We start from the raw sequence: 23,100 nt of genomic DNA on the forward strand, positions 1-23,100 counted from the left end.
TTGCCTTCCACCACTTCCCTAGACCAAAACTGTAAATTCGTAACAGGCATTGTCCCACTAAAGCGGTTACAGGTCTAAGACAATTCCACCATTTTGCCGTTTTATGGGCTAGCAAAAATTTTTCTGGCAGTTAGGCAGTAGCATGTCACCTCCAGGCAATCAAACACCTATCGCATTTTGACCTCCTGCTCAGCAATAAATCGCAAGCAACTTTCATCAGTCGGAATCATCCGACACAAGCTCGGCAATTCTGCTGATAGTCGAGCATGAGCAACCTCCCCTACTATTGGTACCATGCCTGGAATTGATCATTCAATTCCTATGCTATTGAAAAAAATGCCGTGTATTCGGATAGATGATTATTTGCAATTCTTAAATGATAAAAAAATCATGATATCGCGTGCCACAGGTTCACCAATGGGAGAATAGCCATGGATAAGCTTCTAGAAACTTTACTGAGAATAGAAAATGGGGAAACCACATTAAAACCTATAGATCAACAAGATATGGTTAGATTCCAGGTCGAGGTTGTCTGTTTGCAATATGCCCATAAGCAAGGCCTCATCAAGCAGCCTTGGTTTGTTACCAGCACATCTCGCGAACATCCTTGGCAAATTGAAAAGGTATCCATGTTGAAATTGACGGACGTGGGGCGCAGGTTCCTAAAAATACAAACACTCAAAACCAAGATTGTGGCATCGCATCGAATCTAAGCCTTATAGAAAAACTTCTTCCCTATCTACCTACGCATCAAAAAACTACGCTATAATCCGTTCCCTTCGTAGATGCTTGGCTAAGCTTCAGCGCTATCGAAATGGTAAGCGAAAGTGGCGGAATTGGTAGACGCACTGGATTTAGGTTCCAGCGCCGCGAGGCGTGAGAGTTCGAGTCTCTCCTTTCGCACCAATGACTTATGCATTTGTAGTTTGGCTTCAAACTACAACATCTGGTCATTTGTGTAGCAGGTTCTAAAGTTATTTCCCTAACTAACCGCCCTAGAGACTCAGCAACGTTTTTGCTGAGTCAAACTATCCCTGACTTAGTATCGTTTCTTAACTTTCTCCGAAAATGCTCTTAAAACGAGCATTGCCACACTGACTTTTATCAAGAATTAAGTTTTTGCAAACTTCATCAGCTGCTCAACAATCATTGGTTCTTTTTCCAGCACCTCAACCACATTATCCACCAAACCCGAAAACTCGGGATCATTACGCAATTCGTCACCAAATTGCCAAGCCAAAATGTTCTCAACGAACAAGGTAACAGCTTTATGGCTGCGTTTAGGATCATCGCCGCTGATCCCTTTAATCTGCGTAACGACCTTATGCTTGATGGCATCAGCATTGGGCTTGCCCGGCTGAGTTGCCTTGGGCTGGCTCTGGCCTGCTTTGCTAAGAGTCTGGAAGTGGCCTTTATTGAGCGACTCGGCCGCTACCTTTCGACGGATGAGTTCGGCAATGCCATCCAATGGAGATAGAGGATCCATGAATCTGTTGCTTGAACCTTAGTTGGGCTTGTCTTCGTTATTGTATGCCGAAAGCCAGGCATGACCACCCGCAGGCTCTGCATTTTCAATTTCTGGCACTGCTTCCTGCTGGTTATCCGGCAAGGACAGCAACACGTTCTGCATATCACGGGTGAGGTCCGGGCTGAAGTCGTTGACTGCAATGCCTTGTTCAAGCGCGGCCTTCGCCTTCTCATTCTCCCCCGCTGCCAGGTGCTCTAAGCCAGTCTTAAATAGGTGAAGCGCGTGTTGAGCCGGCAATTCATCCAGTTTTTGCCAGCTTTGCTTGGCTTCCGTGACCTTACCCAGGGTCATCTGCAACAGGCCGAGTTGGAATGAGGCAGTGTAGAGTTGGGGATCAAGCGTGACGGCACGCGCCATTTCGAGCTCTGCCTTATCGTAAAGGCCGATCTGCGCAAACTCTGCACCGAGGATGTAGGCCAGTTTGCCATCGTCCGGAAAACGATCTACCCCTTCCTTGAGGTAAGAGATGGCCGCCCCATGTTCACCTTTTCGGATGGATTCAATGGCGAGATGGAGCAGTTCGTCTTGTGCCAGGTTGGTAAATTGATTCATTGTGGCCTCCTGATGTGAGTGTCTTTGGTCATGGTTTATATGCGGTTACTGATGTCGTGCTAGTACTCGGTGCGCAATAGCTTGAGTTCGTCATAATGTTCATATAGCCGTTGCAATGCGCGATGATGCAATTGTGAAATGCGCCCTTTGCTGAGGTTGAGCTTTTCTGCAATGTGGTCGAAACGCATTTGCTGGTAGTAATGCAGGCGGATGATTTTTTCTTCCTGCTCCGGCAGCGTTCCCACCAGCGCGTCCACGACGCGCATAAGGTCCTGCAGCTCACGGCTTTTATAAACGCCTGATTGCTGTACCTCCTCCCCTGCCTGGTACATGCCGGAATCTTCCAGCATGTAGCCGATTGCCACGCCCAGCGCGATATCGACCAGGCGCATGAATGGGTCGTCTCCTGGCGGCTGCGCGGTCGTCGCTTCATGCAGCAACGATTGCATCCGCTCTTCCTTGAGACGGGCGCTGGCCGTGATTTGCTGCTGTTTTTCGTTGTGCTTTTCTATGCCGTTCAAGATGGCGCCCTTAATCCTGTAGCTTGCATAGGTCTTGAAGCTGGCGCCCTGGCCCGGGTCGTAACGGTCTACCGATTCGATCAGGCCGATCAAGGCATATTGCTTATACTCTTCAAACTCGACTTCGTCGACTTGGCGGTTGCTATATAGTTTGGCAGCCAGGATGTTGGCAAAACCCTCGTAGCGATTGATCAACCGCTCCCGCACCTTTATCGAGCGGTGAAGGAGAAACTCCTTCCACTCCATGAGTTCATGCTCTTCCTGATATGCCGGGAGCCCCATTGCATCCCTGTCAATAGAAACTGCTCATCAGGGACTTCACCACTAGGTTCCAGCCATCGATGAGGATGAACATCAGCACTTTCAACGGCAGGGAAATGGTCATGGGCGGCACCATCATCATCCCCAGCGAGGTCAGCACGCTGGCAATGATAAGGTCAATCAGCAGGAAAGGCAGGAAGATCATGAACCCCACTTGGAATGCAGCCCTCAATTCGCTTAGCATGAAGGCCGGAATCAGTTGCAACAGCCCGATATCTTCCGCGGTTTCAGGCTGCGTAGCGCCAGACAGGTCCATCATGAGTGCAAGATCGGCTTCGCGCGTTTGCCGGATCATGAAATCCTGGATCGGATGCACGGCGGCATCCACGGCCTTGTCCAGGGTTATCTGGTGTTGCTGGAATGGCAGCCAGGCCTGTTGGTTGACTTCTTTCCAGACTGGCTGCATGGAAAACAGGGTCAGGAAGATGGCAATGCTGATCAATGCGGCGTTCGGCGGCGTATCCTGCATGCCGATTGCATGCCGCAACATAGAAAGCACGACGATGATGCGCAGGAAGGAGGTTGTGGCAATCAGCAATGCAGGTATCAGGCTCAAGGCCGTGAGCAGCACCAGGATACGAATGGCAGAAGAGAGGTCCGTACCTTGTGCAGAAGCCTGCGAGCCTTGATTGAGGAAATCCGCAATCGCTGCGGACTCCTGCGCGGCAAAAGCAAGCGACGGCAGCAATAGCAATACTGGGATGGCAATGTATTTGGCTAAGACAGCCAATGCTGACAGCAATGCTTTAAACACCGGGGCCGCCCTCTTCTGCAGCCTTACCCTCGGATTCGGCAAGGGTGACCAGCCTGTCGCCCGTCTGGCCCACCAGTACCTTCCGGTTGTCGAATTCAACCACATACAAATGGCTGCGATGATTGAGCCTGACTTTATCGAGAATTTTCAGCTCTTCTGAAGTGCGGCCCAATAGTTGCAGTGCCGCCTTGGGATTTTTACGCTTCAGGTAATAAGCAGCGCCCCACGCCACCAAGAGGAAGCCAATGATTATCCACCCCACCCTTGAACCATGGGTTTGCAAAGGGCTATCAGTGGTCTTGAAGGGAATCGGCTTGGTAGGCGCGGCTCGCTCTTCAGCACCTGCAGCCATCCCGGCATGCATGAAGCCGATATTGGCCAGCAAGCATGCCATGACGAGAAAACGCTTCATTTGGATGCTGCGACCGCTGGCGCAGCCAGGATGTCATCGATCTTGATGCCGAAATTCTCTTCAATCACGACAAGGCTGCCGGTAGCGATCGGGCTGCCATCCAGCCTGACGACCAAAGGCGCATTGTGCAATTGATCCAGGCTGAAGGTTGAGCCTTTCTCCAATGCGAAGAGTTCGTCGACGGTCAATTCCGCAGATCCAACCACCACCTCGACCGTGACCTTCAGGCCGGCAATGATGGAAAAATTGCCATCCAGCAATTTGTTGCCGGTTTTTGCCACTTCCTGCAATGGCTTTAAATTGACTGCTTTGGCTGAAGGGATATCTTGTTCGGCCTGCATTTCAGCCGCTTGTTGTTTACTCATGCTACTTTCCTACTTTTTCTAGAAATTGAATTGCCTTATGGCCTCCCTGCAGGCCCAGATAAGCCTTGGCGACAGCTTGCTTGCCATTGCCGCCAGTCAAGGACCTCACCAAGAGAGCCTCCGTGCTTTTTGCCGAGAGACGAATCACATCCCCGACTTCGATGCCGGACAAGTCCTGCACGGTAATTTCCGCCTGCCCTGCCAGTACCTCAAGATGCGCAACATATCGCCCCAGGGTTTGCCCGCGTTGTACAAGCGCTTGCGTACGGGAAGGTCTCGTTAGTTTGAATGCGCCCAATGCTGCGGCAACCGCGCCGCCGATCAGCAACTCCTGCTGGCCCAAGGTACCTGATATTTGCAAATGCACTACGCCGCTGCCATACCCTGTACGCAACTGGCTTTTTTCTCCCTGGTATTGCTGCGCCAGCTCATGGGAAGACAAGGGCTGGATACGCCTGAACAAATCCAGCACAGCCTCCTGCTGCACGGCACTCGTCAATGGACTTGGTTTTGAAGAGAGGCCACCACTTTGCTTCAGCATGGCAGAAACCAGCTCCCGGCCTCGACTCTCTGCAAGGTTCCATGCCACCCAGGACTCGGGTGCATTGCCCACGATCAACCATCCATCACCTGGTTCGATGGTGCTGGCGCTATCGACGTCATATGAGAGCCTGGCATCCTCGCCCAGCCAAGCCTTGCTCCACTCACTGAAAACTGTTTCCAGGGTTTCCTCAACTGCAGCCCGCCCTGATGCAGCAATCAACCGGAACGTTAACGCAACAGACATTATCTGCGCCCCCTGATCTCGCCAAGCTGCTGGATCATCTCGTTTGCCGCGGTAATTACCTGGGATGAGGCTTGGTAACCGCGCTGCACCACGATCAACTCGCTGAACTGTTGCGCCAGGTCGACATTGGACAACTCCACGCCATTGGTGCGGAGCCTGCCGAGAGAACCCTCGCCTGGAGCCCCCAACGTACGCTGACTGTTTGCAGTGGTGACGAACCTGTTGCTTCCTTCGGCCTGCAATGAATCAGGGTTGGTAAAGAATGCAAGCCCGAGTTGGTCTGCCTTCATCGACTTGCCGTTCGAATAGCCGAGCGTAATGAACCCGTCGCTATCAAGGGTGGTGGTGGTCAGATATCCGGCGGGGCTGCCGTTTTGCGATTGCAGCCTCATGGAGGAAGCGCTGCTGGAGAAGAAATTGGTTCCCGATGCATCGAGGGTGACAAACGTGGTCATGGCGCCATTGCCGGGATTGTAGGTGAACGTGTGGCGGTCATAGCCAGGGTTGGGCACGCCGCTCCCCTGATAACGGAAGGCGCCGGTTGTGACCTCGGTCGCCCCCTCCATCAACCTGAACGTCCACTCTCCCGGCTCATTTGCCGTGTTGTTGGTCAACGTCAATGTCAGCGTATGGGCAGCGCCGAGGGAATCGTAAATCGTGATGTTCGATACATCATACGTGGTCGAGCTACTCGACAAGGAGTCTGTAAAAGTCAGGTTGGTAGTGGCGACAGGCGCTGAGCTACGCTTGCCGGCAATATTGATCTCGGACAACGCTCCGTTGTTGAAACCAAGCACCCTGGCGCCGCTTTCCCGGGAAATCAGGTAGCCACTGTCGTCGAAGGTAAATTGACCGGAGCGCGTATAGGATAATTTGCCGTCCTGCTGCAGGATAAAGAAACCATTGCCATCAATGGCGGCATCCAGGCTGTTTCCCGTCTGCCTGAAATCCCCCTGGGTAAACTTGGAATAGCTGGCGCCCGCCTTCACCCCGCTGCCTTGGGAATAAGGCAGGCCTTGTGAGTTTGCGCCGCCGTATTGGGTGCGGTAGAACAGATCGAGAAACTCCAGCTCTGAGCTCTTGAATCCCACGGTGTTCAAGTTCGCGACGTTGTTGCTGATATTGGAGAGACCCTTGGAGAAACTGGTCAATCCGCTCATGCCGATATAAATGGAATCCAACATGATGCCTCCTACCTGACCACGTTGACTTGCGACAACCGAATGCCGGTCAGCAACTCGCCCTCGCTGGTACGAATCGTCAGGCTGGGCTGCCCTTCAGAAAACGCCAGCGATGTCACGGTACCGACTGTGGCATTGGCGGCCGTCTGGATTTCCACTGTCTTGCCGATCAGCCCGATCGACTGGGTTGCCGCCTGGATCGTCAGCAATGTATCGATGCGATCGTTCATTTCCGAAGTCTGGGCGAGCGAGGTGAACTGCGCCATCTGGGCAATGAACTGCTGGTTATCCAAGGGCTTCAACGGGTCTTGGTATTGCAACTGGGTCAGCAGGATGCGCAAGAACTCTTCCTGGCCCAGCGTCGACTGCTGTACTGCAGTCGTTTGTTGTTCTGCGGTCGTGCCGCCAATAAAATCCACTGCCATTTTTTACTCCCCAATCTTTGGATTGTTTGCTGACAACGCTTTGGCAAATACCTGCTTGCCGTTAAGCATCACCTTGACCAGATTCGCACCGAGCAATCCCATCTGTCCGCGGATTTCACCCAGCACATCGTTGAGTCTGGAAGCTTGCTCTTTTCCCAGCCGGGCATCGCGTATCCACACCTCGACACCCTGCCCTCCCTGCAGTATCGCAATATTGCGCAACGCCCATTCATTCAGTAGCCGCGTAGCCTCCGTGAAAGGCATTGCAGTTCGTTGCATATTGCCGTTGCTTGCTGAAACAACCTGATCGCTGAATGAATATGAAACGGCAGCTATATTCAATGCCGGCACCAACTCCTTCACACCTGCGAAACTGGAGATAGAAGCAGGATGATCGGCCAATGCCGTCATGTGCTCGGCAGATTGCGGAACAGGCTTGCCAACGCCATGCCCTGCCATGAAGCCAGCGATTTTTTGCGGCTTTCCCGTAGCTTCTGAGGGCATTGTCATTGCAGCAATCTCGGTACTCTGTACGCCAGCCTGCATCACCTGCGTTTTCTGCAACGCCTCATACAAGCCGGACTGTTCCATCACGCGCAACCATGCCTGTTGATGGAGAACATTATTGCTTGAAGCAAATTGCCTGGCGTTACTCCCGTCATTGCCGTACGACTGCTCAATATATGACATGATCAATCAGCCCCCGCCATGTAGCGCAACATCTGCTCATCATCGGCCAATACAAACATTTTGCGTCGCTCCTCCCGCGATAGTGACGCTTGCTGGCGCTCCGCCAGCAACTCCAGCGACTTCACCTCGATATAGGACTGCTTGAGGGTTTCCTTCGCCAAATCCTGCTGCTGCTGGACATTTTCCAACGCCTGCCTTGCCTCTTCCGCCACTTGGTGCAACTGCACGACATAACGCCGGCGATCCATCATCTCGGTTGCAGAGGAATATTGGCGGTTCTCGAGCAGCAGTATTTGGGCAGCATAGTCCTGGTAATCCTTCAACGCGGCATCATGCTGTTGCCGGACGCTCGCATGCAGCATATCGAGCTGACGCATATCTTGCCTGAGCGCATTCAGATGTTCTGTCTTGATGGCAATCAAGCGCTGGATCTTGTCAATTTCCATGATGCTTTAGCGGCCTATTCCCACTTGCTCGGCAATCACTGCCAACTGCCTGAATTGCTGTGTCCTGGGCTGAATGGCATCGACGTCCTGAGCCAAGAATTTTTCCATCAATGGATACAAGAGGATGGCCTGGTCCAGCTCTGCGTTGGAACCTGTCTTGTAGGCGCCGATCTCAATCATATCCTGGTGGCGGGCATATACGCTCATCAGGCGCAACAGCTTACGGATCAGCTGACGCTCGGCATCGCTCCAGAGTTCGGATGACAGGCGGCTGATGCTGGCCAGTAGATCTATTGCCGGGTAATGCCCGTGGTTCGCAAGTTCGCGCGACAACACGATATGCCCATCCAGGATAGCCCGCATGTTGTCGGAAACAGGCTCATGCAGGTCATCCCCTTCCACCAACACGGTATATATGCCCGTAATCGAGCCCTTGTTCGTAAAATTGCCCGCACGCTCCAGCAGCTTGGGCAATGCTGCAAAGGCGGACGGCGTATATCCGCGCGCCGTTGCGGGCTCGCCTGCCGCCAGGCCGATTTCGCGGTGGGCCATGGCAAACCTCGTGACCGAGTCCATGATCAACAGCACTTGTTTTGATTGCGCGCAAAAGTATTCTGCAATGGCAGTGGCCGTATGCGCGGCCAGCTCCCTCACCAGGGCAGGCTGGTCGGAAGTGGCGACCACCACGATCGAACGGGTCAGGGTTTCGCTATCCAGTGTGTGATCGAGGAAATCCCGCACTTCGCGGCCGCGCTCGCCAATCAGCGCTATCACGTTGACTTCTGCCGTCGAATGTTTTGCAATCATGCCCAGCAGGGTAGTTTTACCTACGCCGCTCCCCGCAAAGATGCCGACCCGCTGCCCTTTGCCCAGTGGCAGGAAAGTATCAATCGCCTGGATGCCGGTTTCCAGCACCTCAATGATAGGTGCCCTATCCAATGGATTGTGGGCGGCACCTCGCAGCGGCACGGTATCGGTAAGGTATAGGGGGTTGGAATCGAGCGGCTTTCCGAACGGATCGATGACACGGCCCATGAGGCCATTGCCTACCTTGACAGTCGCTGCATTGCCCAAAGCCAATACCTCGCTGTCCAGACTGATGCCTTTCGTCTCTCCATAGGGCATCAGCAGGGTCGTTTTACCGCGCAGTCCCACCACCTCCGCAATGCACGGGGCAGAACGGCGTGCCGGATTCTGTATCCGGCATAAATCCCCAATAAAGCCCCGGACGCCCGACGCCTCAATCACCAGGCTGCTGACTTTCGTCACGCGTCCAGTAGACACGCAAAAGTCCTGATGATGCAGGCGTTCGAGGTAATTGCCCCATGCTTGGCTAATGGCGTTCATCCAGCCTCGCCATTTCCGTGAGCGTCTGCGCCAGCTGGGTCAGCTGCGTCTCGATGCGCGCATCGATCAAGCCGTCATGCAGCTTGACGATGCAGCCGCCCAATACGACTTCACTGCTGGGTTCGAGCTTGATTGACGACAATAGCGCATCCTCCTGCAACAACCCGGAGGACTTGATGGCCTGGAAATCACGCTCGGATATCTGCAAGCATGCAACTTCGCCCTCCTGCAACCCGCGCATCAGGTGCTCCAATACTTCCTTGCATTTGTCCTGCGAGCTGAGTTTCTCGCCGATGATTTTGCAGACGGCCTCAAAAATAATCGATGCAATCAATCCATGCTGCTTGCCCACAACCTCACTGAGTGAGGCATTGCCAGCATCAAGCAATGCGCCCAAGGCTTTCAGACCGGCAGCGAACTCATCCTGAGCCAAGGCCTTGCCTTCTTCATATCCTTTCCTGAACCCCTCCTGCCGCGCATCCTCCCCAAGCTCCGCCAGCTTCTCTGGAGAAATGGCACGCAACTCTACTGGCGCCCCCGCAAGTTCAACCGCATGTTGTGACTGCCGATGCGCCTCTCCAACCAACTCCTGGGCCGCGTCCCCAGACACTGCTGCAGGAATCGCGACGGTTGACGAGCTCAATACATTTTCGGCTTCCTGGGGAGCCAAAGGAGGTTGTTCTATGCTTTGCGGTGATGCGGGCTCAAACGGAGAAACCAGCTCCGCCACCTCAGTCAAGCGCGGCGATTTGACTACTGCGCCCATGGCAGAAACCTTTTCCATTCGGAGCCATTTGCCTGCAAAGATTGCTGTGTGCTGACCAGGGAAGGCTGTTCAAACAGCAGCTCCTGGCTTCGTAATTGTTCAGCAACAGCCTTGAGCAAGGCACGTTGTACTGCCTGAGTAGGCTGAACAGCCTTGGTATCGGGCGAGAGACCCATCTCGCGCCGGCGCTCCTGCCAATCGCCCTTCCATGTCCATGGATACATTGCCAGCAGGTGGTGCATCAATACCGCTGGCTCGCCGTCAAATACGATATCGATTTGAGATAGCGTGGCGCGGTTGATCACCTGGATATCCGCCGCATCAGCTTCTAACTCTGCTTGCGTTTTCGCCACCGGCTGGGAGTAAATCTGTTCAATATCCTCAGGCTCGAGTTGAATACCCAGCTCGCTCAACTCATTGAGCAACGCCTGGAGCTCGATACGCTCCTCTTGCGGCAATTGGCCCAGCAGCCACGCCCTGTCTTCCTCATGCAGGGTATGCAGCTTCAGGACCAGCCTGCGGGAAGCATCCATCGGACCCGCCATATCAAGGCTGCCTTGCATGATTGACCCATTCATTCAGCTCGGCCAATAGCTGCGACCTCTGGGCGGCGGTCAACCTGGATTTCTGTGGTTTTCTGGATTGCATCAAGGCAATCCCCGCCAGCAGTATCACCACCAACCCGGCTATCCATTGCCAAACCTTGATGGAACTAATCGCGCCAGCCGCAACTTCCTGCTTCTGTAAAGCCTCTTGCCCAGCCCATTCTTCGGCATCACTTCCGCCGACGTTATTTGTGCTTTCAGGGAGTGCTTGCGCCTGCATCATGTCGACACCGTACACCACCACGCCATCGCCCCTGCTGGCATCAATGCCTGCCACCATGGAGATCATCTCTTTCAGTTTCGCCAGTTTGACCTTGTCTTCGGTTTCCGGCACCAGTACACCGACATTCAACCGCGCAACGTTACCGGGGGCGGACAGTACCTGCTCCACCCGCTTGCTGTTGAGATATTCGACCTCCGTCTGCGTCGAATTGGGCATCCACCTGTTGGCTCTTTCCTGCGTCTGGATATTGTTGACGCTATCCCATTGCTCTTCGCCCTGAATGCTTTCCTTGCGCCTGACAATGGCACCGACCTCTTGCCCCGAGGTTTCTGGCAAAGGCACCACGTCCTCTCGCGTCACCTTGACCTGGTCGTAATTCAATGCGACATCCACGCTCACGATGGCCTTACCCGGTCCGAAGACGCGGTCAACGACATTCACGACCTTGCGCGCCATGTAGTCTTCAAGCTGCTTCTTGATATCGAGGCGTTCGTGCAGGGCAGCCTCGGCCTGAGGCCCTACTAGCTGTTTCGTCACGGCAACACCGTGGTGGTCAACGACCGTCACCTCCGCCGGCGTGATCTCCGCAACGGAGGCCGCCACCAGGCGCTGTATTCCAAACACCTGCTCTGGCGAGAGCATATTGCCGTCCTTGAGATGTATGCTGACCGAGGCTTTGGGTTTTGAATTCTGACGGCGGAACAGTCCGGATTCGGGCAATACCAGATGCACCCTGGCCGCCTTGACCTCGTCAAACGCCATGATGGTTCTTGCCAGCTCGCCCTGCAATGCACGTTGGTAATTCACCTTCTGCGCAAATTCAGTCATGCCGAATTCGGAGTTGTTGAATATCTCGAACCCGACCGAGCCATTGAGGTTGAGCCCCTTGCCCATCAACTTCAACCTGGTCTTGTAAACCTCACTCGCCTCAACCAGAATGGTGGCGCCGTCATCTGCGAGCTGATACGGCACTTTCAACCGGTCGAGTTCGGTCACCATCGCAGACGCATCCTGGCCATTCAAGTCAGAAAACAATACCTGGTAGTCTTCCTTGAACGACCAATAGGTGCCGCCCGCCAACAATCCAACCACTGCGAGCAACCCGAGCAATACGACAAAACGCTTTGCCAATGAAGACTGCTGCCATTGATTTTTCAACTGATCCAGCAAAATAAACCTCGACTCACTTATATCTGCATCCGCAGAACTTCTTGATAGCCTTCAAGCAACTTATTACGCACCTGGGCCAACAACTGGAATGACAACTTGGCATCTTCCAATGCCAACATCACATGATGAATATTGCCGGACTTGCCGGCGGCAAAATCCTGCAAGCTTGCTTCGGCGTGCAGCATTTTCTGGTTGACCTGGTTGAACTCGGCCAACAACTGCGTAGAGAACGCTTGCTGGCTGCCGCTGCCTGGCATGACTGAGGACAAACCAGCCTGCTCCAGCGAAGAGATGGATGAAATACTTTCGATTGCCACCTTATGTTCCCCTTCCGATGTCCAGAGCCTTCAGCGCCATGGATTTTGCCGCATTCATCGCCACCACGTTGGCTTCATATGTCCTGACCGCCGTCATCAAGTTGACCATCTCGCTGACATTGTCGATGGCAGGATAGGCGACAAACCCTTTGGTATTGGCATCAGGATGACCGGGCTCATAGACCAACCTTGGCGCGGCGTAGGTTTGCTGCACATGCGCGGACGGAATCTGCAGCATGGAGTGCCCGGCATTCGCCAATGATTGGGAAAACACCGGCGCCGTCGTACTCACGACACGCAAGGGACGAAACGGCCCGCCGTAAGACGCGCGCGAAGTATGCACGTTGGCAAGATTCATCGCCGCGACGTCCAGGCGGGTCCGCTCCACGTCCATCCCTGCCGCGCTGATCGTGGATGAGTGACTAAAATCCATTAACGCCTCCCGTCATTGGTTGCCAGGGCGATCGTGCTCATGTACTTATCCAGCCCGCTGATCAATGCCTGGTATTGCAAGGTATTCTGGTTGAGCAATACGGTATTCATGTCCAACCGCATGGCGCTGGATGCCGGGTTCGTAACCGCCTCGTGCCCGACATTAGGCGTGATGACGGATACGGCAACTGCAGGATTACTTCTCGCAGCGGCAACCACGCTCGCCAGCTGATCTTCAAACCCGACCTTGATGGGCCGATACCCTGCCGTATTGATATTGGCAATATTGCTGGCAATGGCCTCGTGCCTGAGCGACAGGCCATCCAGCGCCATCCCGATGACGCTGGAGGTCAGGCCTCCGATTCCCAAATCCATACTTCCCCCCTTGAATGATCAATCATGACTCATGTACTAAAAACTGCAGTAAATCATTGCAATATCAAATCTGCATGCAGTGCGCCAGCCGTCTTGATCCCCTGCAAGATGGCAATGATGTCACGCGTGCTGACCTTGATTTTGTTCAACGCGACCACCAGGTCCCCCACGCTGCTTGCGTCCGGTAATTCCACCATCCCACCCTGATCTTCGTTCACATTGATCTGCGTATTAGGAACAACCTGTGTGCGGATGTTAGGCCCTGCGCGCCCGATGATCTGCGGCTGCGAAACGAAATAATTCGTCAGCACCGACACCTTCAAATCGCCGTGGGCGACAGTGACTTTGGATATCTTGACGTCCCCTCCCGCGATGATGGTGCCGGTACGCTCATTGATGACCACTCTGGCACGCTGGTCCGGCTTCACCTCAATCGTTTCAAGCGCGGACATGAAGGCGGATGGGTTGGCTAGCTGCCCTGGAGGAATGGCAACCCTGACGGCGCTGGAGTCCCTCACCGAAGCCAGCGTTTGCTTGAACGTCAGGTTGATGGCCTTGGCGACTCGCTCTATCGTGGTGTAATCCGGGCTTTCCAGCACGAAATCCATCGTGCCGTCATCACGCAATGGCGAGGAAAAAATATCCTGCTCCGCCTGGGCGCCGCCGGGGATCACCCCGCCTGTGGCATGGTTCTTCTGGGCGATGTTGCCGTTTTGATCATACCGGTAACCGCCCACGGAAATGGCTCCCTGGGCCAGCGCATAGACCTTGCCGTCCGGGCCCTTCAATGGCGCCAGCAGCAGCGTTCCGCCCACCAGGCTTCTTGCATCGCCCAATGACGTCACGATGACATCCACCTTGTCTCCTTGATGGGTGATCGGTGGAAGCTGGGCCATCAGGCTCACGATGGCGACATTTCGGCTATTGATCTGGTCCGTGGTCAACATGACATCAAAGTTTGACATGAAGTTGGCGAGCGACTGCCGGGTTGCGCGGCTACGCGGGGAATCCCCAGTGCCAGCCAAACCTGTCACGATCCCGAACCCGACCAGGTGGTTCTCGCGCCATCCCTCAAACTTTCCCAGCTCTTTCAGCCGGATCGTGTCCGGCACCGCAGCACCGACACCGGCAGACAGTGATAGCAGCAATATGCCGACAGCAAACTTCTTGAGACCGAGCAACGCCATTACAGCAACCCCAATAAAGAAATCAACCTCGAAAGCCAGCCCTTGTGCTGGCTTTCCGCCAGCACACCGTCGCCAACATAAGTCAGCTTGGCTTCGGCAATACGGTTGGAAAGCACAGTATTCTGCTCATCGATATCGCGCGGCCTGACGCGGCCTTCAAGGTTGATCGACTGCTTCTCGCCATTGATTTCGATCAGCTGCTCGCCCTTGATCTTTAAGTCGCCGGTATTGTCGATCGCAGTCACGGTCACGGAAATTTGCGCCAGCAACCTGCCCGTGCGCGCAATGCGCCCTCCCCCGTCAAAACTCTCGTTTATCCCCAGGGAATAATTCTTCTGGCTGTTAGGCGACAGAAAACGGATTCCAGTGTCGTTTCCCTTGTCCGTGCTGGTTCCCGAGGTCGCAGAAGCGCTGGAGTTCTCGACGACAAGCACCGTGAGGATATCCCCCACCCGGTACGCCCGTCTGTCCGAAGTCAAGGCGCGGTAGGTTTCCGGTTTATATAAGCTCTCCGCAGCCGCCTGGGACATCACCCCGAGCAACAGGGCCGTCATGATTATTGCTTTCTTCATCACTCTTTCACCATCACGATGCCAGGCTCCACCACCTGCGCCAGAAATAACTCGGGGCCATCCAAACGCTTGACCATCAGCGTTTCACCGACTTTTGCATCACGCTCGGCCTGCCCTTCTGTTTCAATGTTGATACTGCCTTGATGCATGAGCACTTTGACGATCTGGTGCTTGCTCACCCCGACTTGGTGCAATAGTTCCACTGGCTCGCGCTTATCCAGCGCTAGCGGGCTGGGTTGACCTTGAAGTGATTCCAGCCTATTCACGGGGCGCAACGGAGACAAAGCAAACTGTAACTGACACCTTGCCACCCATTGATCATCCACATAGATATCCAGCGGCAACTCCATCCTGTTGCCGGTCATTCTGAACTCTTGAGTCGCCGGCAATTGGCTCACCTTTCCTGCAGGCACATCGATGTCCACACTTCTTGACGTCAGCCGATACTCAACCGGATATTCGTATTTCGAGCCAACCTCGTCCTGCAGCCACTGCCTTGCTTGGGCTATCCCGCTATCCAGTGAGATTTTGCGTTTCTTGGCGACAATCTCGACATGCGATGCGCCTCCCCATGCAACCTTGCCACGCCACCAGGAAAATCGCTTGACCAAGGCAGCTTCAATATCTTCACGCGCCAGACGTTGCGAAGCCACCATGCTTTCCAGCTTCAGGCGCAAGCCTTCAATGTCGCGCTTGCCTGGATCGGCGGCAACCACATTGGCGATTTCTTGAACTGCCACTTCAGGCCGTTCCACGGTGGCCTGGCGTCGCAATTCAATATACACCTCGTCAGCGGCCATCAACGGTGACGTCGCCAGTGATACGAGGATGACGGAAACGAATCGCAGCATCAGCGCCTCAGGTTGTTGCTGATCGACAGCATTTCGTCAGAGGCTTGAATGATCTTGGCATTCAGTTCGTATGCACGTTGCGCCAACACCAGATTGACCATTTCCTCGGCCAGCTTGACGTTGGAGGACTCCAAGTATCCTTGCGCCAGGCTGCCCAGACCATCCTCTCCCGGACGGCCGACCAAAGGCAGCCCCGCCTTGTCCGATGCCAGGTACAGCCCTTCGCCCAACGGCTGCAGCGCCTCAGGATTGGCAAACGCGGCCAGTTCCAGCTGCCCCACTTCGCTCCAGTCGCTGCTGGTTGACGTCTTGACCGACACCTTGCCTTGCGTATCGATCACGATATCCGTCATATCAGCAGGCACCTGTATTTGCTGCTTGAGCTCATAGCCTTGCGCGGTTCCCAGCAAGCCATCCGCATTCACCTTGAAAGACCCGCTGCGCGTATAGGCGGAAGAACCGTCGGGCAATATCACCTCGAAAAACCCATTGCCGCGGATCGCGACATCCAGCGGGTTTTCCGTGGACTTCGGGTCGCCTTGCGTAAACGATTTGGCATTGGCGCTCACCAAGGTGCCCATGCCGAGAATCACCGCATCGGGTGCCTGATTGGCCGTACTCCACACAGAGCCTGCGGCCTGGTAGAACGCATCCTCGAAGGAAATCCGGTTTTTCTTGAAGCCAGTCGTATTGACGTTGGCGAGGTTATTGGCGATGGCATCGACATGGAGCTGCTGTGCCTGCATCCCTGTCGCGCCTATATATAAAGAATCAATCATTCCATTCCCCGAGAATTAAAATTGCCCAAGATTGCGCAGTGTCTTGTCGTTCATTTCATCGTATGCCTGGAGCACCCGCTGGCTGCTTTCAAAATGTCTGAAGGTTTCCATCATGCGGACCATTTCCATGGTTGAATCGACATTCGAGCTTTCCAGTTGCCCCTGGGCAAGACGCGGCTGCGAAACAAGGTGCGGAATCGCATTCGTCTCGCTGATCGCCAAACCGCCACCGATATTGGTCAATGGCTGGCCAGCATCGAAACTCACGATCTTCAACTGCGCCACCTGCTTGCCATCCTCAAAAATCTTGCCGGTACGGTCTATGGTTGGATTAGGCGACATCAGCACAATCTCGCCGGAAGTGCCCATGACGGCATCCCCTCTCTGCGTCATCAGCCTGCCGAACTCATCCAGCCTGAAATTCCCTTGCCTGCTATACGCCAGCCCATTCGCCGTCTGGATTTCAAAATATCCCTCCCCCAGCAAGGCGATATCCAATGCGCCGCCTGTCTGCTTCGCAACGCCGGCACGCTGGTCCGTCATGGACCTCAGCAATGGCGCCAAGGTCGCTGTTGCATCGGGGGCCGTCACCGGCGCCAGGCTTGCATCCATTTGCCCCGAGACCACGAGGTACTCGCGCTTGAACCCAGTGGTCAGCGCATTGGCAGCATTGTTGGCGACCACGCTCATGCGCTGCAGATCATGCTGCATGCTCAAGGCTGTCAAACTCACCGGATCAATCATGTTTCATTCCATCCTTCAATTTCGCTTCTATCGAATACACATGCACCAACAGCAATGCCACCAATTGATAAAGATCTGCCGATATTTCCCCATCCATCGGCAGGCGGAACAATCCGCTCGCCAGAGCCTCGTTCTCCACCACCCGGTGAGCAGGCCTCTGCCGCTCAAACTCCGAAATCACTTGCTCAGCCTGTTCGCCTGTAGCCTTGAGGATCACCCTTGGCAAGCCCTTGCCCGGCTCATATGCAATACCAACCGCTTTCTTGGGCACTGCTATATCACCATACGGAGACTATCCTGCGCCAACACATGCTCAACTATCTGCCTGGCAGGCTGATGCATCACAGCATCAAGCTGGTTTTCCATATGCCCCAGGCTCCAGCCCGCCTCTTTCAGGTTGTCTTTCAACGCGTCCACATGACCATCCAGCATCTCGACCATCTGCGACGATTGTGCCGCTATCTGCAAACTCACATGCTGGTTGACGATGCGTGCATCCAGGGCGACCAGTCCAAACTCCGTCTGCAGGTTGAATTGAATCCGGCGGCTGCTTACCTCTTCATGAGAGGAGGAATCCTGTTGGTCAAACAATGCCAGGTCGAACTCGCGCAACTGTCCATCAATCATCACCGGCAGGGCATGTAGCCGGTGAAGGACATTGGCACCCGTCTGCGTATTGAAAATGCTGAATAAAGCGGGTTGGTCCCTTTGGTCAGCCCCTTCGCCCCCCGTCTCGGCGGATAATCCAAACTTGTCATCGTCACGGCCTGCGCCGCGCAACGATACCTGCTGCTGCCAATGCTGAATGAAGAAATTCTGTAGCGTATCGATCACCTGTGAATCCGAGACCACTTGCTCAGGCGGTTCCACGCCTAGTGCGGCAAACGACAACTCGGGCAACTCATCCGATGGTTCAACAGATGCCAAAGGCAAATCAGCTTGCAGCTTCTTGAGCACCATCTCGACCGCTTGCCGGGATACAGGCAAGCCCAGCTTGGCGAGGAAAATCCCGGCCTGGATTGCATTGTCGGGGGCGGTAAACTTGGCGGCGATTTCCTGGATTGCCAGTCGCTGGACACTATTCAGGCTTGCCTTGGCCTGCTCCAGCACATCATGGACTGGCTGCCCCATCCCGCCCTGCTCCCTGGCATGAGGCTGCTGCTCCGCGCGGCCTGATAACAAGCGGATCGACACGGAGTTTTCCGATACGCCCACTACCTTGCCTTGCAGCACATCGCCCACGGACAAGGGAATGGCGGAATCGACGATACGTTCCTGTCCGGCAAAACTGACGCCGTAACGGCCTTCGGAATACTGCCGGAGAATGCGCCCCTTGATGATCTGCCCGTTGGTAAGGGATTGCAGCCATTGTTCCTTTTCGGCAGCATGAATCGTCTGCGTCGCGGTATTGAACTCGCGATTGCCTATGCCGACAGGATTTAGGGGCAATGTCTTCACAGCTTGACCACCCCGAAAGAATGTAAGCGTATGGTGGTAGGCACCTCGCCCATCGAAACGACGGCAAGATGGGGCAGCACACGCTCGGTGATGCTGCGCAGGTGCCGCCTGAGCTCAGGTGCGCACAGCAGGACGGGGGAAAAATTGCTTTTCAGCATTTCCTCCACCTGCGACGCGAGCTTGCCCATCACCTGCTCGGTAAACCTGGGGTCCAGCACCAGTCGCGTGGCTTCATCCGTCCGATGGATCGCATCCGCAATCTTTTGCTCAATGAGCGGGTCCAGGGTCAACACCGACAATTCTGGGCGATTACCCGCCAAGGATTGGCAAATCGCGGGGCCAAGCCGGTTGCGCACGATTTCCGTCAAGACTTCTGCCTGCTTGGTCTGCCGCCCTGCATCCGCCAATACCTCAAAAATCGCCTCGAGGTTACGGATGGAAACCTTCTCTTTCAGCAGGTTTTGCAACACTTTCTGGATTTCGACCTGGGACAGGACTGCAGGAACCAGTTCTTCCACCAGGCCGGCGTTCTGTTCCCGAACCCGCTCGACCAGCAAGCCGGTTTCAGAACGCGTCAGCAAATTCGCAGCGTTGCGCCTGAGCAGCTCGGTCAGGTGTGTGACGAACACCGTCAGCGGATCGACTATCGTAAAGCCTTTGCTGCGCGCAGCGGCTTTTTGTTCATGCGGAATCCATACGGCAGGCAAGCCATAGGTCGGGTCCTTAGTTTCCACGCCATCCAGCTGCTTGATGTTGCCCGACGGATGTATCGCCAACACGCGGTCGGGCACCAACTCCGCCTCGCCCGCATTCACCCCGAAAATCGCCACCTGGTAGACGAGCGGGTTCAACCTTTTATCATCCCGGATTTTGAGTTTGGGCATGATGAAGCCGGCTTCCAGGGCATACTGCTTACGAAACGCGGCAATCCTATCGACCAGCCCGGCATCGTCTGCATTGACCAAGTCGATCAAGCCCTGCCCCACCTTCACCTCGACAGGATCGACGGTGAGCAGCTCTTCCAGGGTTTCTTCTTCAGCGTCTTCAACCGCATCGGCCTTCTGGTCTTTCTGCGCATGGCTGTTTTTCACGAAATAGGCAACCACGCCAAATGTGCACACAATGACCAGTAAAGGCAGGATAGGCATGCCCGGCAATAAGCCAATGCCGAACAAGGCAGCCATCACGAGCAGCAATACCTTGGGGTAAGCGGAAATCTGGGCGGCAACTTCGCTGCTCAAGCGATTATCCGTACCAGACCTCGTCACGATGATCCCGGTGCCCACTGCGATCACCAATGCAGGCACCTGCGTCACAATACCGTCGCCAATCGTGAGCAAGGTAAAGGTTTGCGCCGCCTCGCCCCAGCTCATTCCCATCTGCATCACACCGACGGCAAGCCCGCCCAGGATATTGATGAGCATAATGATGATGCCGGCAATCGCATCCCCCTTCACGAACTTGCTGGCACCGTCCATGGCGCCGTAGAAATTGGCTTCCTTCTCAATATTCTTGCGCCGCCGCTGCGCTTCCGCCTGGTCGATGAACCCCATGTTGAGGTCGGCATCGATACTCATCTGCTGGCCTGGCATGCTATCCAAGGTAAAGCGCGCAGCTACTTCAGCCACGCGCTGGGCGCCATTGGTCACCACCACATACTGCACCACCACCAGGATCAGGAACACGACCAGGCCGATTACATAATTGTTCTGCACGACAAACGAGCCGATTGCCCCGATCACCTTGCCCGCATCGCCATTGCTCAAGATCAGCCTTGTAGCGGCAATATTCAGGGATAGCCGGAACAAGGTTGCGATTAGTAGCATGGGAGGAAAGGTGGAGAAATCCACCGGCTTGGTGACATAGAATGTCAGCAACAAGATCAGCAAGGCGAAACTCAGGTTCGCCAGCAGCAGGAAATCGAGCAATCGCGAGGAAATAGGCGTAAACAGCACCACCAGGATGCCCAGCACCCCTACGATCATCAACACATCGGAATGATTGCCGAACACCCGGCGCAAGGCATTCATCAGACAGACCTCCGCGCAGGCAACCGCACGCCACGGATCGAATATGCCCAGAAGAGAATTTTGGCGACAATTCCAAAATATTCTGCCGGCACGGCCTGCTCCAGTTGCACCTTGTGGAACAAGGCCCTGGCCAGCGGACGGTTTTCCACCAGGGGTACCTTGTGCTTGCGCGCCAGGGATTTCATCCTGCTCGCCAGGAAGCCGGCCCCCTTGGCAATCACCAGTGGGGCATCGATAACATCGCGGTTATATTGAATAGCAATCGCGAGATGGGTCGGATTGGTGATCAGCACATCCGCATCCTTCACCCGGCTCAGGCTTTTTGCCCGTTTCACCGCTTCCCGTTGCAGCTCGCGCAGCCTCGACTTGAGACGCGGATCGCCTTCGCGGCGCTTATGCTCATCCTTGATATCGCGCCGGCTCATCCGCATGCGCTTTGCAAAATCCCAGCGGCTGAACACCAAATCGATCAATGCGACAAAGGTCAACACCAGGAACATGTAAAACAGCATCCTGGTCATTTCCGGAATGAGAAAGCGCCCTGTTGCCACCGGGGATACATGGAACGCCATCAGCAAATGGGAAATGGAAGACCCCAGCACCAGGTAAAGCACACTTCCCAGCAACAGGAACTTGAGCACCGTCTTGACGGACTCGATCAACAGCCGCATTGAGAACATCCGCTTGAAACCGGCAACGGGATTAATGCGGTTCCAATCCGGCTTCAATGGGAAGAACGAGAAGACAGGTCCGATCTGTAGGAAGTTGGCCAAGGCGCCGAAACACATCACCGACAAGAACAACGGTGCCAATATCAGCAAAGCCCGTTGCACGCTACTCGTGACATACTCGATCAGCTCATTGAGCTCAAACGAGGCATGATGCGAATGGGAAAGTATCTGGCTTGCCAGGTTCATCTCCGCATCCAACATTTTTCCGCCCCAGATATACAAGGCAAGCAACCCGGCACCAAGAATCACCCATGAATTGACGTCCAGGCTTTTGGGCACCGAGCCTTTCTTGCGCGCCTCTTCCAGCTTGAAAGGCGTGGCCGCTTCGTTCCGGTCTTGATCTTGCTCAGCCATGTCTAACCCAACACCTTGTTCCAGACATTGAAGATCGATTCAAACACCGACCGCACCAACCCGCCGGAAAATGGCACGGCAATGGCAAGCACCACCCATCCCACCAAAACCTTCAACCCCAGGGACATCACAAACACATTCATCTGCGGCATGGTGCGAGACATGAATGCCATCCCCATATCCACCAGGAACAGGCACAACACCACAGGCGCCACAATGGCAAAGCCGAATACGAAACACGATCCGAAATAGGCGATCAGCAACCCTATATCCAGTTTGGCAATGCCAGCCCCAATGGGGAACGCCGTGAAAGACAACTGCAATACCTTGAGCATGGCCAAGTGGCCGTCCACCAGGAAGAACACCAATACCGCCAACATGGTAAGCAGGCTGCCAATCAAGGGAGCATTATTGCGTGTAGCAAGGTCGACCAGGCTCGCAATTCCATAGCCAGACTGGAAATCCAGCAAGCGTCCGCCGAAATGAAACGCGCCAAAGCCGGCAAACAAGGCGGCGGCCATGGCGGCCCCTATCAGCAATTCCGAAAGCATTGCCGATATCAGCCACTCGGGATTGAAACCGGACATCGAAGGTATATTGACTGTAGACGCCAGTCCGGCAGCCAACCCTACTATCAAAATGATCTTGGCCCTGGCAGGTACAGGTACGCTCCCGAACACCGGCGCTGAAATGAATAGAACGCTCAGCCGTGTGGACACAAGCAGCACGCCGAAAATCCAGGTAAAAAACACTGCGCCAGTCATCTAGAAATAACCCGGAATATCCGTGATGACGGAAGAGGAATAATTGACCAGCAGCTTGAGCATCCAGGGACCGAATATCTGGAGCACCAACACTACCGTAATGATTTTGGGAATAAAGGAAAGTGACATTTCCTGGATCTGGGTCACCACTTGGAACACGCTGACTACAATGCCCACCACCATCACGATCAACAGCAAAGGCGCAATCAACATCAAGCCGGTCCACAACATATGTGAGACCAATTGCAGTGCCACATCCCCAGTCACGCAGAACTCCCCGATATAACAATAATGTTCGAACTTAACTATTATGTATTTTTATTATTTAACAAAATTGTTAAATAATATTTATTAATTTGATAATAATTCCTATCTCTGGTTAATCGTAGAAGAAAAATGCTAAAAATACAACT

Annotated in this window: 30 protein-coding genes and 1 tRNA gene; 2 read left to right on the forward strand and 29 right to left on the reverse strand. The window is 54.5% G+C overall.

The genetic code is table 11. The features are described 5' to 3' along the window. The first annotated feature begins 431 nt into the window (after positions 1-431). On the forward strand, positions 432-713 hold the full coding sequence (locus tag ACW4YW_RS15240) for a hypothetical protein (RefSeq protein WP_457138334.1): 282 nt from the start codon (positions 432-434) through the stop codon (positions 711-713). 108 nt (positions 714-821) lie between these two features. Beyond that, positions 822-906: transfer RNA gene (locus ACW4YW_RS15245), tRNA-Leu, on the forward strand. Positions 907-1,111: 205 nt separating this feature from the next. On the opposite strand, the gene ACW4YW_RS15250 is transcribed toward ACW4YW_RS15245, so the two are convergent. From ACW4YW_RS15250 to fliQ, 29 genes are read right to left on the reverse strand one after another with little or no spacing between them, the layout of a single operon-like run. Further along, positions 1,112-1,486 carry a hypothetical protein gene (locus ACW4YW_RS15250; RefSeq protein ID WP_457138335.1) on the reverse strand — a complete coding sequence of 125 codons (375 nt, stop codon included), beginning with the start codon at positions 1,484-1,486 and terminating at the stop codon, positions 1,112-1,114. Positions 1,487-1,504: 18 nt separating this feature from the next. Continuing rightward, positions 1,505-2,080 carry a tetratricopeptide repeat protein gene (locus ACW4YW_RS15255; RefSeq protein ID WP_457138336.1) on the reverse strand — a complete coding sequence of 192 codons (576 nt, stop codon included), beginning with the start codon at positions 2,078-2,080 and terminating at the stop codon, positions 1,505-1,507. 59 nt (positions 2,081-2,139) lie between these two features. Next, positions 2,140-2,883 carry a sigma-70 family RNA polymerase sigma factor gene (locus ACW4YW_RS15260; RefSeq protein ID WP_457138337.1) on the reverse strand — a complete coding sequence of 248 codons (744 nt, stop codon included), beginning with the start codon at positions 2,881-2,883 and terminating at the stop codon, positions 2,140-2,142. Between the two features lie 10 nt (positions 2,884-2,893). Beyond that, complete coding sequence (gene fliP, locus ACW4YW_RS15265; RefSeq protein WP_457138338.1) at positions 2,894-3,652, reverse strand: flagellar type III secretion system pore protein FliP; 759 nt, start codon at positions 3,650-3,652, stop codon at positions 2,894-2,896. A 16-nt stretch (positions 3,653-3,668) separates the two neighbouring features. Further along, on the reverse strand, positions 3,669-4,088 hold the full coding sequence (locus ACW4YW_RS15270; protein ID WP_457138339.1) for a flagellar biosynthetic protein FliO: 420 nt from the start codon (positions 4,086-4,088) through the stop codon (positions 3,669-3,671). Further along, complete coding sequence (locus ACW4YW_RS15275; RefSeq protein ID WP_457138340.1) at positions 4,085-4,453, reverse strand: FliM/FliN family flagellar motor C-terminal domain-containing protein; 369 nt, start codon at positions 4,451-4,453, stop codon at positions 4,085-4,087. Before ACW4YW_RS15275 ends, ACW4YW_RS15270 begins: the two co-directional genes overlap by 4 nt. A 1-nt stretch (position 4,454) precedes the next feature. Continuing rightward, positions 4,455-5,240 (reverse strand): FliM/FliN family flagellar motor switch protein, encoded by a 786-nt coding sequence (locus ACW4YW_RS15280; protein ID WP_457138341.1) that lies wholly within the window; start codon positions 5,238-5,240, stop codon positions 4,455-4,457. After that, entirely contained in the window at positions 5,240-6,424 is a 1,185-nt protein-coding gene (locus ACW4YW_RS15285) for a flagellar hook protein FlgE (RefSeq protein ID WP_457138342.1), read from the reverse strand. The genes ACW4YW_RS15280 and ACW4YW_RS15285 overlap by 1 nt, the downstream gene beginning before the upstream one ends. An 8-nt stretch (positions 6,425-6,432) precedes the next feature. After that, complete coding sequence (locus ACW4YW_RS15290; protein WP_457138343.1) at positions 6,433-6,846, reverse strand: flagellar hook capping FlgD N-terminal domain-containing protein; 414 nt, start codon at positions 6,844-6,846, stop codon at positions 6,433-6,435. A 3-nt stretch (positions 6,847-6,849) separates the two neighbouring features. Then, entirely contained in the window at positions 6,850-7,536 is a 687-nt protein-coding gene (locus ACW4YW_RS15295; RefSeq protein ID WP_457138344.1) for a hypothetical protein, read from the reverse strand. 2 nt (positions 7,537-7,538) lie between these two features. Beyond that, entirely contained in the window at positions 7,539-7,982 is a 444-nt protein-coding gene (locus ACW4YW_RS15300; protein WP_457138345.1) for a hypothetical protein, read from the reverse strand. Positions 7,983-7,988: 6 nt separating this feature from the next. Continuing rightward, on the reverse strand, positions 7,989-9,329 hold the full coding sequence (locus ACW4YW_RS15305) for a FliI/YscN family ATPase (RefSeq protein ID WP_457138346.1): 1,341 nt from the start codon (positions 9,327-9,329) through the stop codon (positions 7,989-7,991). Then, positions 9,316-10,095 carry a FliH/SctL family protein gene (locus ACW4YW_RS15310; protein WP_457138347.1) on the reverse strand — a complete coding sequence of 260 codons (780 nt, stop codon included), beginning with the start codon at positions 10,093-10,095 and terminating at the stop codon, positions 9,316-9,318. Before ACW4YW_RS15310 ends, ACW4YW_RS15305 begins: the two co-directional genes overlap by 14 nt. Next, positions 10,083-10,658 carry a hypothetical protein gene (locus ACW4YW_RS15315; protein ID WP_457138348.1) on the reverse strand — a complete coding sequence of 192 codons (576 nt, stop codon included), beginning with the start codon at positions 10,656-10,658 and terminating at the stop codon, positions 10,083-10,085. The genes ACW4YW_RS15310 and ACW4YW_RS15315 overlap by 13 nt, the downstream gene beginning before the upstream one ends. Beyond that, the gene (gene fliF, locus ACW4YW_RS15320; protein ID WP_457138349.1) at positions 10,642-12,093 is read right to left on the reverse strand and encodes a flagellar basal-body MS-ring/collar protein FliF; all 1,452 of its coding nucleotides are present in this window, start codon (positions 12,091-12,093) and stop codon (positions 10,642-10,644) included. Before fliF ends, ACW4YW_RS15315 begins: the two co-directional genes overlap by 17 nt. A 17-nt stretch (positions 12,094-12,110) precedes the next feature. Continuing rightward, on the reverse strand, positions 12,111-12,410 hold the full coding sequence (fliE, locus tag ACW4YW_RS15325) for a flagellar hook-basal body complex protein FliE (RefSeq protein WP_457138350.1): 300 nt from the start codon (positions 12,408-12,410) through the stop codon (positions 12,111-12,113). Position 12,411: 1 nt separating this feature from the next. Then, positions 12,412-12,843, reverse strand: a complete 432-nt coding sequence (gene flgC, locus ACW4YW_RS15330; protein ID WP_457138351.1) for a flagellar basal body rod protein FlgC — start codon at positions 12,841-12,843, stop codon at positions 12,412-12,414. Beyond that, positions 12,843-13,217: a flagellar basal body rod protein FlgB gene (locus ACW4YW_RS15335; RefSeq protein ID WP_457138352.1), complete on the reverse strand. Its 375-nt coding sequence runs from the start codon at positions 13,215-13,217 to the stop codon at positions 12,843-12,845. The genes flgC and ACW4YW_RS15335 overlap by 1 nt, the downstream gene beginning before the upstream one ends. 53 nt (positions 13,218-13,270) lie before the next feature. Further along, a complete protein-coding gene (locus ACW4YW_RS15340; protein ID WP_457138353.1) occupies positions 13,271-14,404 on the reverse strand; it encodes a flagellar basal body P-ring protein FlgI in 1,134 nt (377 codons plus the stop codon). Next, positions 14,404-14,976 carry a flagellar basal body L-ring protein FlgH gene (locus ACW4YW_RS15345; RefSeq protein ID WP_457138354.1) on the reverse strand — a complete coding sequence of 191 codons (573 nt, stop codon included), beginning with the start codon at positions 14,974-14,976 and terminating at the stop codon, positions 14,404-14,406. Before ACW4YW_RS15345 ends, ACW4YW_RS15340 begins: the two co-directional genes overlap by 1 nt. Continuing rightward, on the reverse strand, positions 14,976-15,827 hold the full coding sequence (locus ACW4YW_RS15350; RefSeq protein WP_457138355.1) for a flagella basal body P-ring formation protein FlgA: 852 nt from the start codon (positions 15,825-15,827) through the stop codon (positions 14,976-14,978). Before ACW4YW_RS15350 ends, ACW4YW_RS15345 begins: the two co-directional genes overlap by 1 nt. Beyond that, a complete protein-coding gene (gene flgG, locus ACW4YW_RS15355) occupies positions 15,827-16,606 on the reverse strand; it encodes a flagellar basal-body rod protein FlgG (protein ID WP_457138356.1) in 780 nt (259 codons plus the stop codon). Before flgG ends, ACW4YW_RS15350 begins: the two co-directional genes overlap by 1 nt. Positions 16,607-16,621: 15 nt before the next feature. Then, the gene (locus tag ACW4YW_RS15360) at positions 16,622-17,350 is read right to left on the reverse strand and encodes a flagellar hook-basal body protein (protein ID WP_457138357.1); all 729 of its coding nucleotides are present in this window, start codon (positions 17,348-17,350) and stop codon (positions 16,622-16,624) included. After that, positions 17,343-17,621 carry an EscU/YscU/HrcU family type III secretion system export apparatus switch protein gene (locus ACW4YW_RS15365; RefSeq protein WP_457138358.1) on the reverse strand — a complete coding sequence of 93 codons (279 nt, stop codon included), beginning with the start codon at positions 17,619-17,621 and terminating at the stop codon, positions 17,343-17,345. The genes ACW4YW_RS15360 and ACW4YW_RS15365 overlap by 8 nt, the downstream gene beginning before the upstream one ends. Positions 17,622-17,623: 2 nt before the next feature. Further along, positions 17,624-18,808 carry a hypothetical protein gene (locus tag ACW4YW_RS15370; protein WP_457138359.1) on the reverse strand — a complete coding sequence of 395 codons (1,185 nt, stop codon included), beginning with the start codon at positions 18,806-18,808 and terminating at the stop codon, positions 17,624-17,626. Beyond that, positions 18,805-20,838, reverse strand: coding sequence for a flagellar biosynthesis protein FlhA (gene flhA / locus ACW4YW_RS15375; protein ID WP_457138360.1), 2,034 nt, complete (start codon positions 20,836-20,838; stop codon positions 18,805-18,807). Before flhA ends, ACW4YW_RS15370 begins: the two co-directional genes overlap by 4 nt. Continuing rightward, positions 20,838-21,923 carry a flagellar biosynthesis protein FlhB gene (gene flhB, locus ACW4YW_RS15380; protein ID WP_457138361.1) on the reverse strand — a complete coding sequence of 362 codons (1,086 nt, stop codon included), beginning with the start codon at positions 21,921-21,923 and terminating at the stop codon, positions 20,838-20,840. The genes flhA and flhB overlap by 1 nt, the downstream gene beginning before the upstream one ends. Before the next feature lie 2 nt (positions 21,924-21,925). Beyond that, positions 21,926-22,687 carry a flagellar biosynthetic protein FliR gene (locus ACW4YW_RS15385; protein WP_457138362.1) on the reverse strand — a complete coding sequence of 254 codons (762 nt, stop codon included), beginning with the start codon at positions 22,685-22,687 and terminating at the stop codon, positions 21,926-21,928. Beyond that, entirely contained in the window at positions 22,688-22,954 is a 267-nt protein-coding gene (gene fliQ, locus ACW4YW_RS15390; RefSeq protein ID WP_457138363.1) for a flagellar biosynthesis protein FliQ, read from the reverse strand. Positions 22,955-23,100: the final 146 nt, after the last annotated feature.

The organism is Methylobacillus pratensis, assembly GCF_054072455.1.

Coding starts and splice junctions, on each gene's coding strand:
- ACW4YW_RS15240 (WP_457138334.1), top strand. CDS start 432: ATGGATAAGCTTCTAGAAACTTTACTGAGAATAGAAAATGGGGAAACC.
- ACW4YW_RS15250 (WP_457138335.1), bottom strand. CDS start 1,486: ATGGATCCTCTATCTCCATTGGATGGCATTGCCGAACTCATCCGTCGA.
- ACW4YW_RS15255 (WP_457138336.1), bottom strand. CDS start 2,080: ATGAATCAATTTACCAACCTGGCACAAGACGAACTGCTCCATCTCGCC.
- ACW4YW_RS15260 (WP_457138337.1), bottom strand. CDS start 2,883: ATGGGGCTCCCGGCATATCAGGAAGAGCATGAACTCATGGAGTGGAAG.
- ACW4YW_RS15270 (WP_457138339.1), bottom strand. CDS start 4,088: ATGAAGCGTTTTCTCGTCATGGCATGCTTGCTGGCCAATATCGGCTTC.
- ACW4YW_RS15275 (WP_457138340.1), bottom strand. CDS start 4,453: ATGAGTAAACAACAAGCGGCTGAAATGCAGGCCGAACAAGATATCCCT.
- ACW4YW_RS15280 (WP_457138341.1), bottom strand. CDS start 5,240: ATGTCTGTTGCGTTAACGTTCCGGTTGATTGCTGCATCAGGGCGGGCT.
- ACW4YW_RS15285 (WP_457138342.1), bottom strand. CDS start 6,424: ATGTTGGATTCCATTTATATCGGCATGAGCGGATTGACCAGTTTCTCC.
- ACW4YW_RS15290 (WP_457138343.1), bottom strand. CDS start 6,846: ATGGCAGTGGATTTTATTGGCGGCACGACCGCAGAACAACAAACGACT.
- ACW4YW_RS15295 (WP_457138344.1), bottom strand. CDS start 7,536: ATGTCATATATTGAGCAGTCGTACGGCAATGACGGGAGTAACGCCAGG.
- ACW4YW_RS15300 (WP_457138345.1), bottom strand. CDS start 7,982: ATGGAAATTGACAAGATCCAGCGCTTGATTGCCATCAAGACAGAACAT.
- ACW4YW_RS15305 (WP_457138346.1), bottom strand. CDS start 9,329: ATGAACGCCATTAGCCAAGCATGGGGCAATTACCTCGAACGCCTGCAT.
- ACW4YW_RS15310 (WP_457138347.1), bottom strand. CDS start 10,095: ATGGGCGCAGTAGTCAAATCGCCGCGCTTGACTGAGGTGGCGGAGCTG.
- ACW4YW_RS15315 (WP_457138348.1), bottom strand. CDS start 10,658: ATGCAAGGCAGCCTTGATATGGCGGGTCCGATGGATGCTTCCCGCAGG.
- flgC (WP_457138351.1), bottom strand. CDS start 12,843: ATGGATTTTAGTCACTCATCCACGATCAGCGCGGCAGGGATGGACGTG.
- ACW4YW_RS15335 (WP_457138352.1), bottom strand. CDS start 13,217: ATGGATTTGGGAATCGGAGGCCTGACCTCCAGCGTCATCGGGATGGCG.
- ACW4YW_RS15340 (WP_457138353.1), bottom strand. CDS start 14,404: ATGGCGTTGCTCGGTCTCAAGAAGTTTGCTGTCGGCATATTGCTGCTA.
- ACW4YW_RS15345 (WP_457138354.1), bottom strand. CDS start 14,976: ATGAAGAAAGCAATAATCATGACGGCCCTGTTGCTCGGGGTGATGTCC.
- ACW4YW_RS15350 (WP_457138355.1), bottom strand. CDS start 15,827: ATGCTGCGATTCGTTTCCGTCATCCTCGTATCACTGGCGACGTCACCG.
- flgG (WP_457138356.1), bottom strand. CDS start 16,606: ATGATTGATTCTTTATATATAGGCGCGACAGGGATGCAGGCACAGCAG.
- ACW4YW_RS15360 (WP_457138357.1), bottom strand. CDS start 17,350: ATGATTGATCCGGTGAGTTTGACAGCCTTGAGCATGCAGCATGATCTG.
- flhA (WP_457138360.1), bottom strand. CDS start 20,838: ATGAATGCCTTGCGCCGGGTGTTCGGCAATCATTCCGATGTGTTGATG.
- flhB (WP_457138361.1), bottom strand. CDS start 21,923: ATGGCTGAGCAAGATCAAGACCGGAACGAAGCGGCCACGCCTTTCAAG.
- ACW4YW_RS15385 (WP_457138362.1), bottom strand. CDS start 22,687: ATGACTGGCGCAGTGTTTTTTACCTGGATTTTCGGCGTGCTGCTTGTG.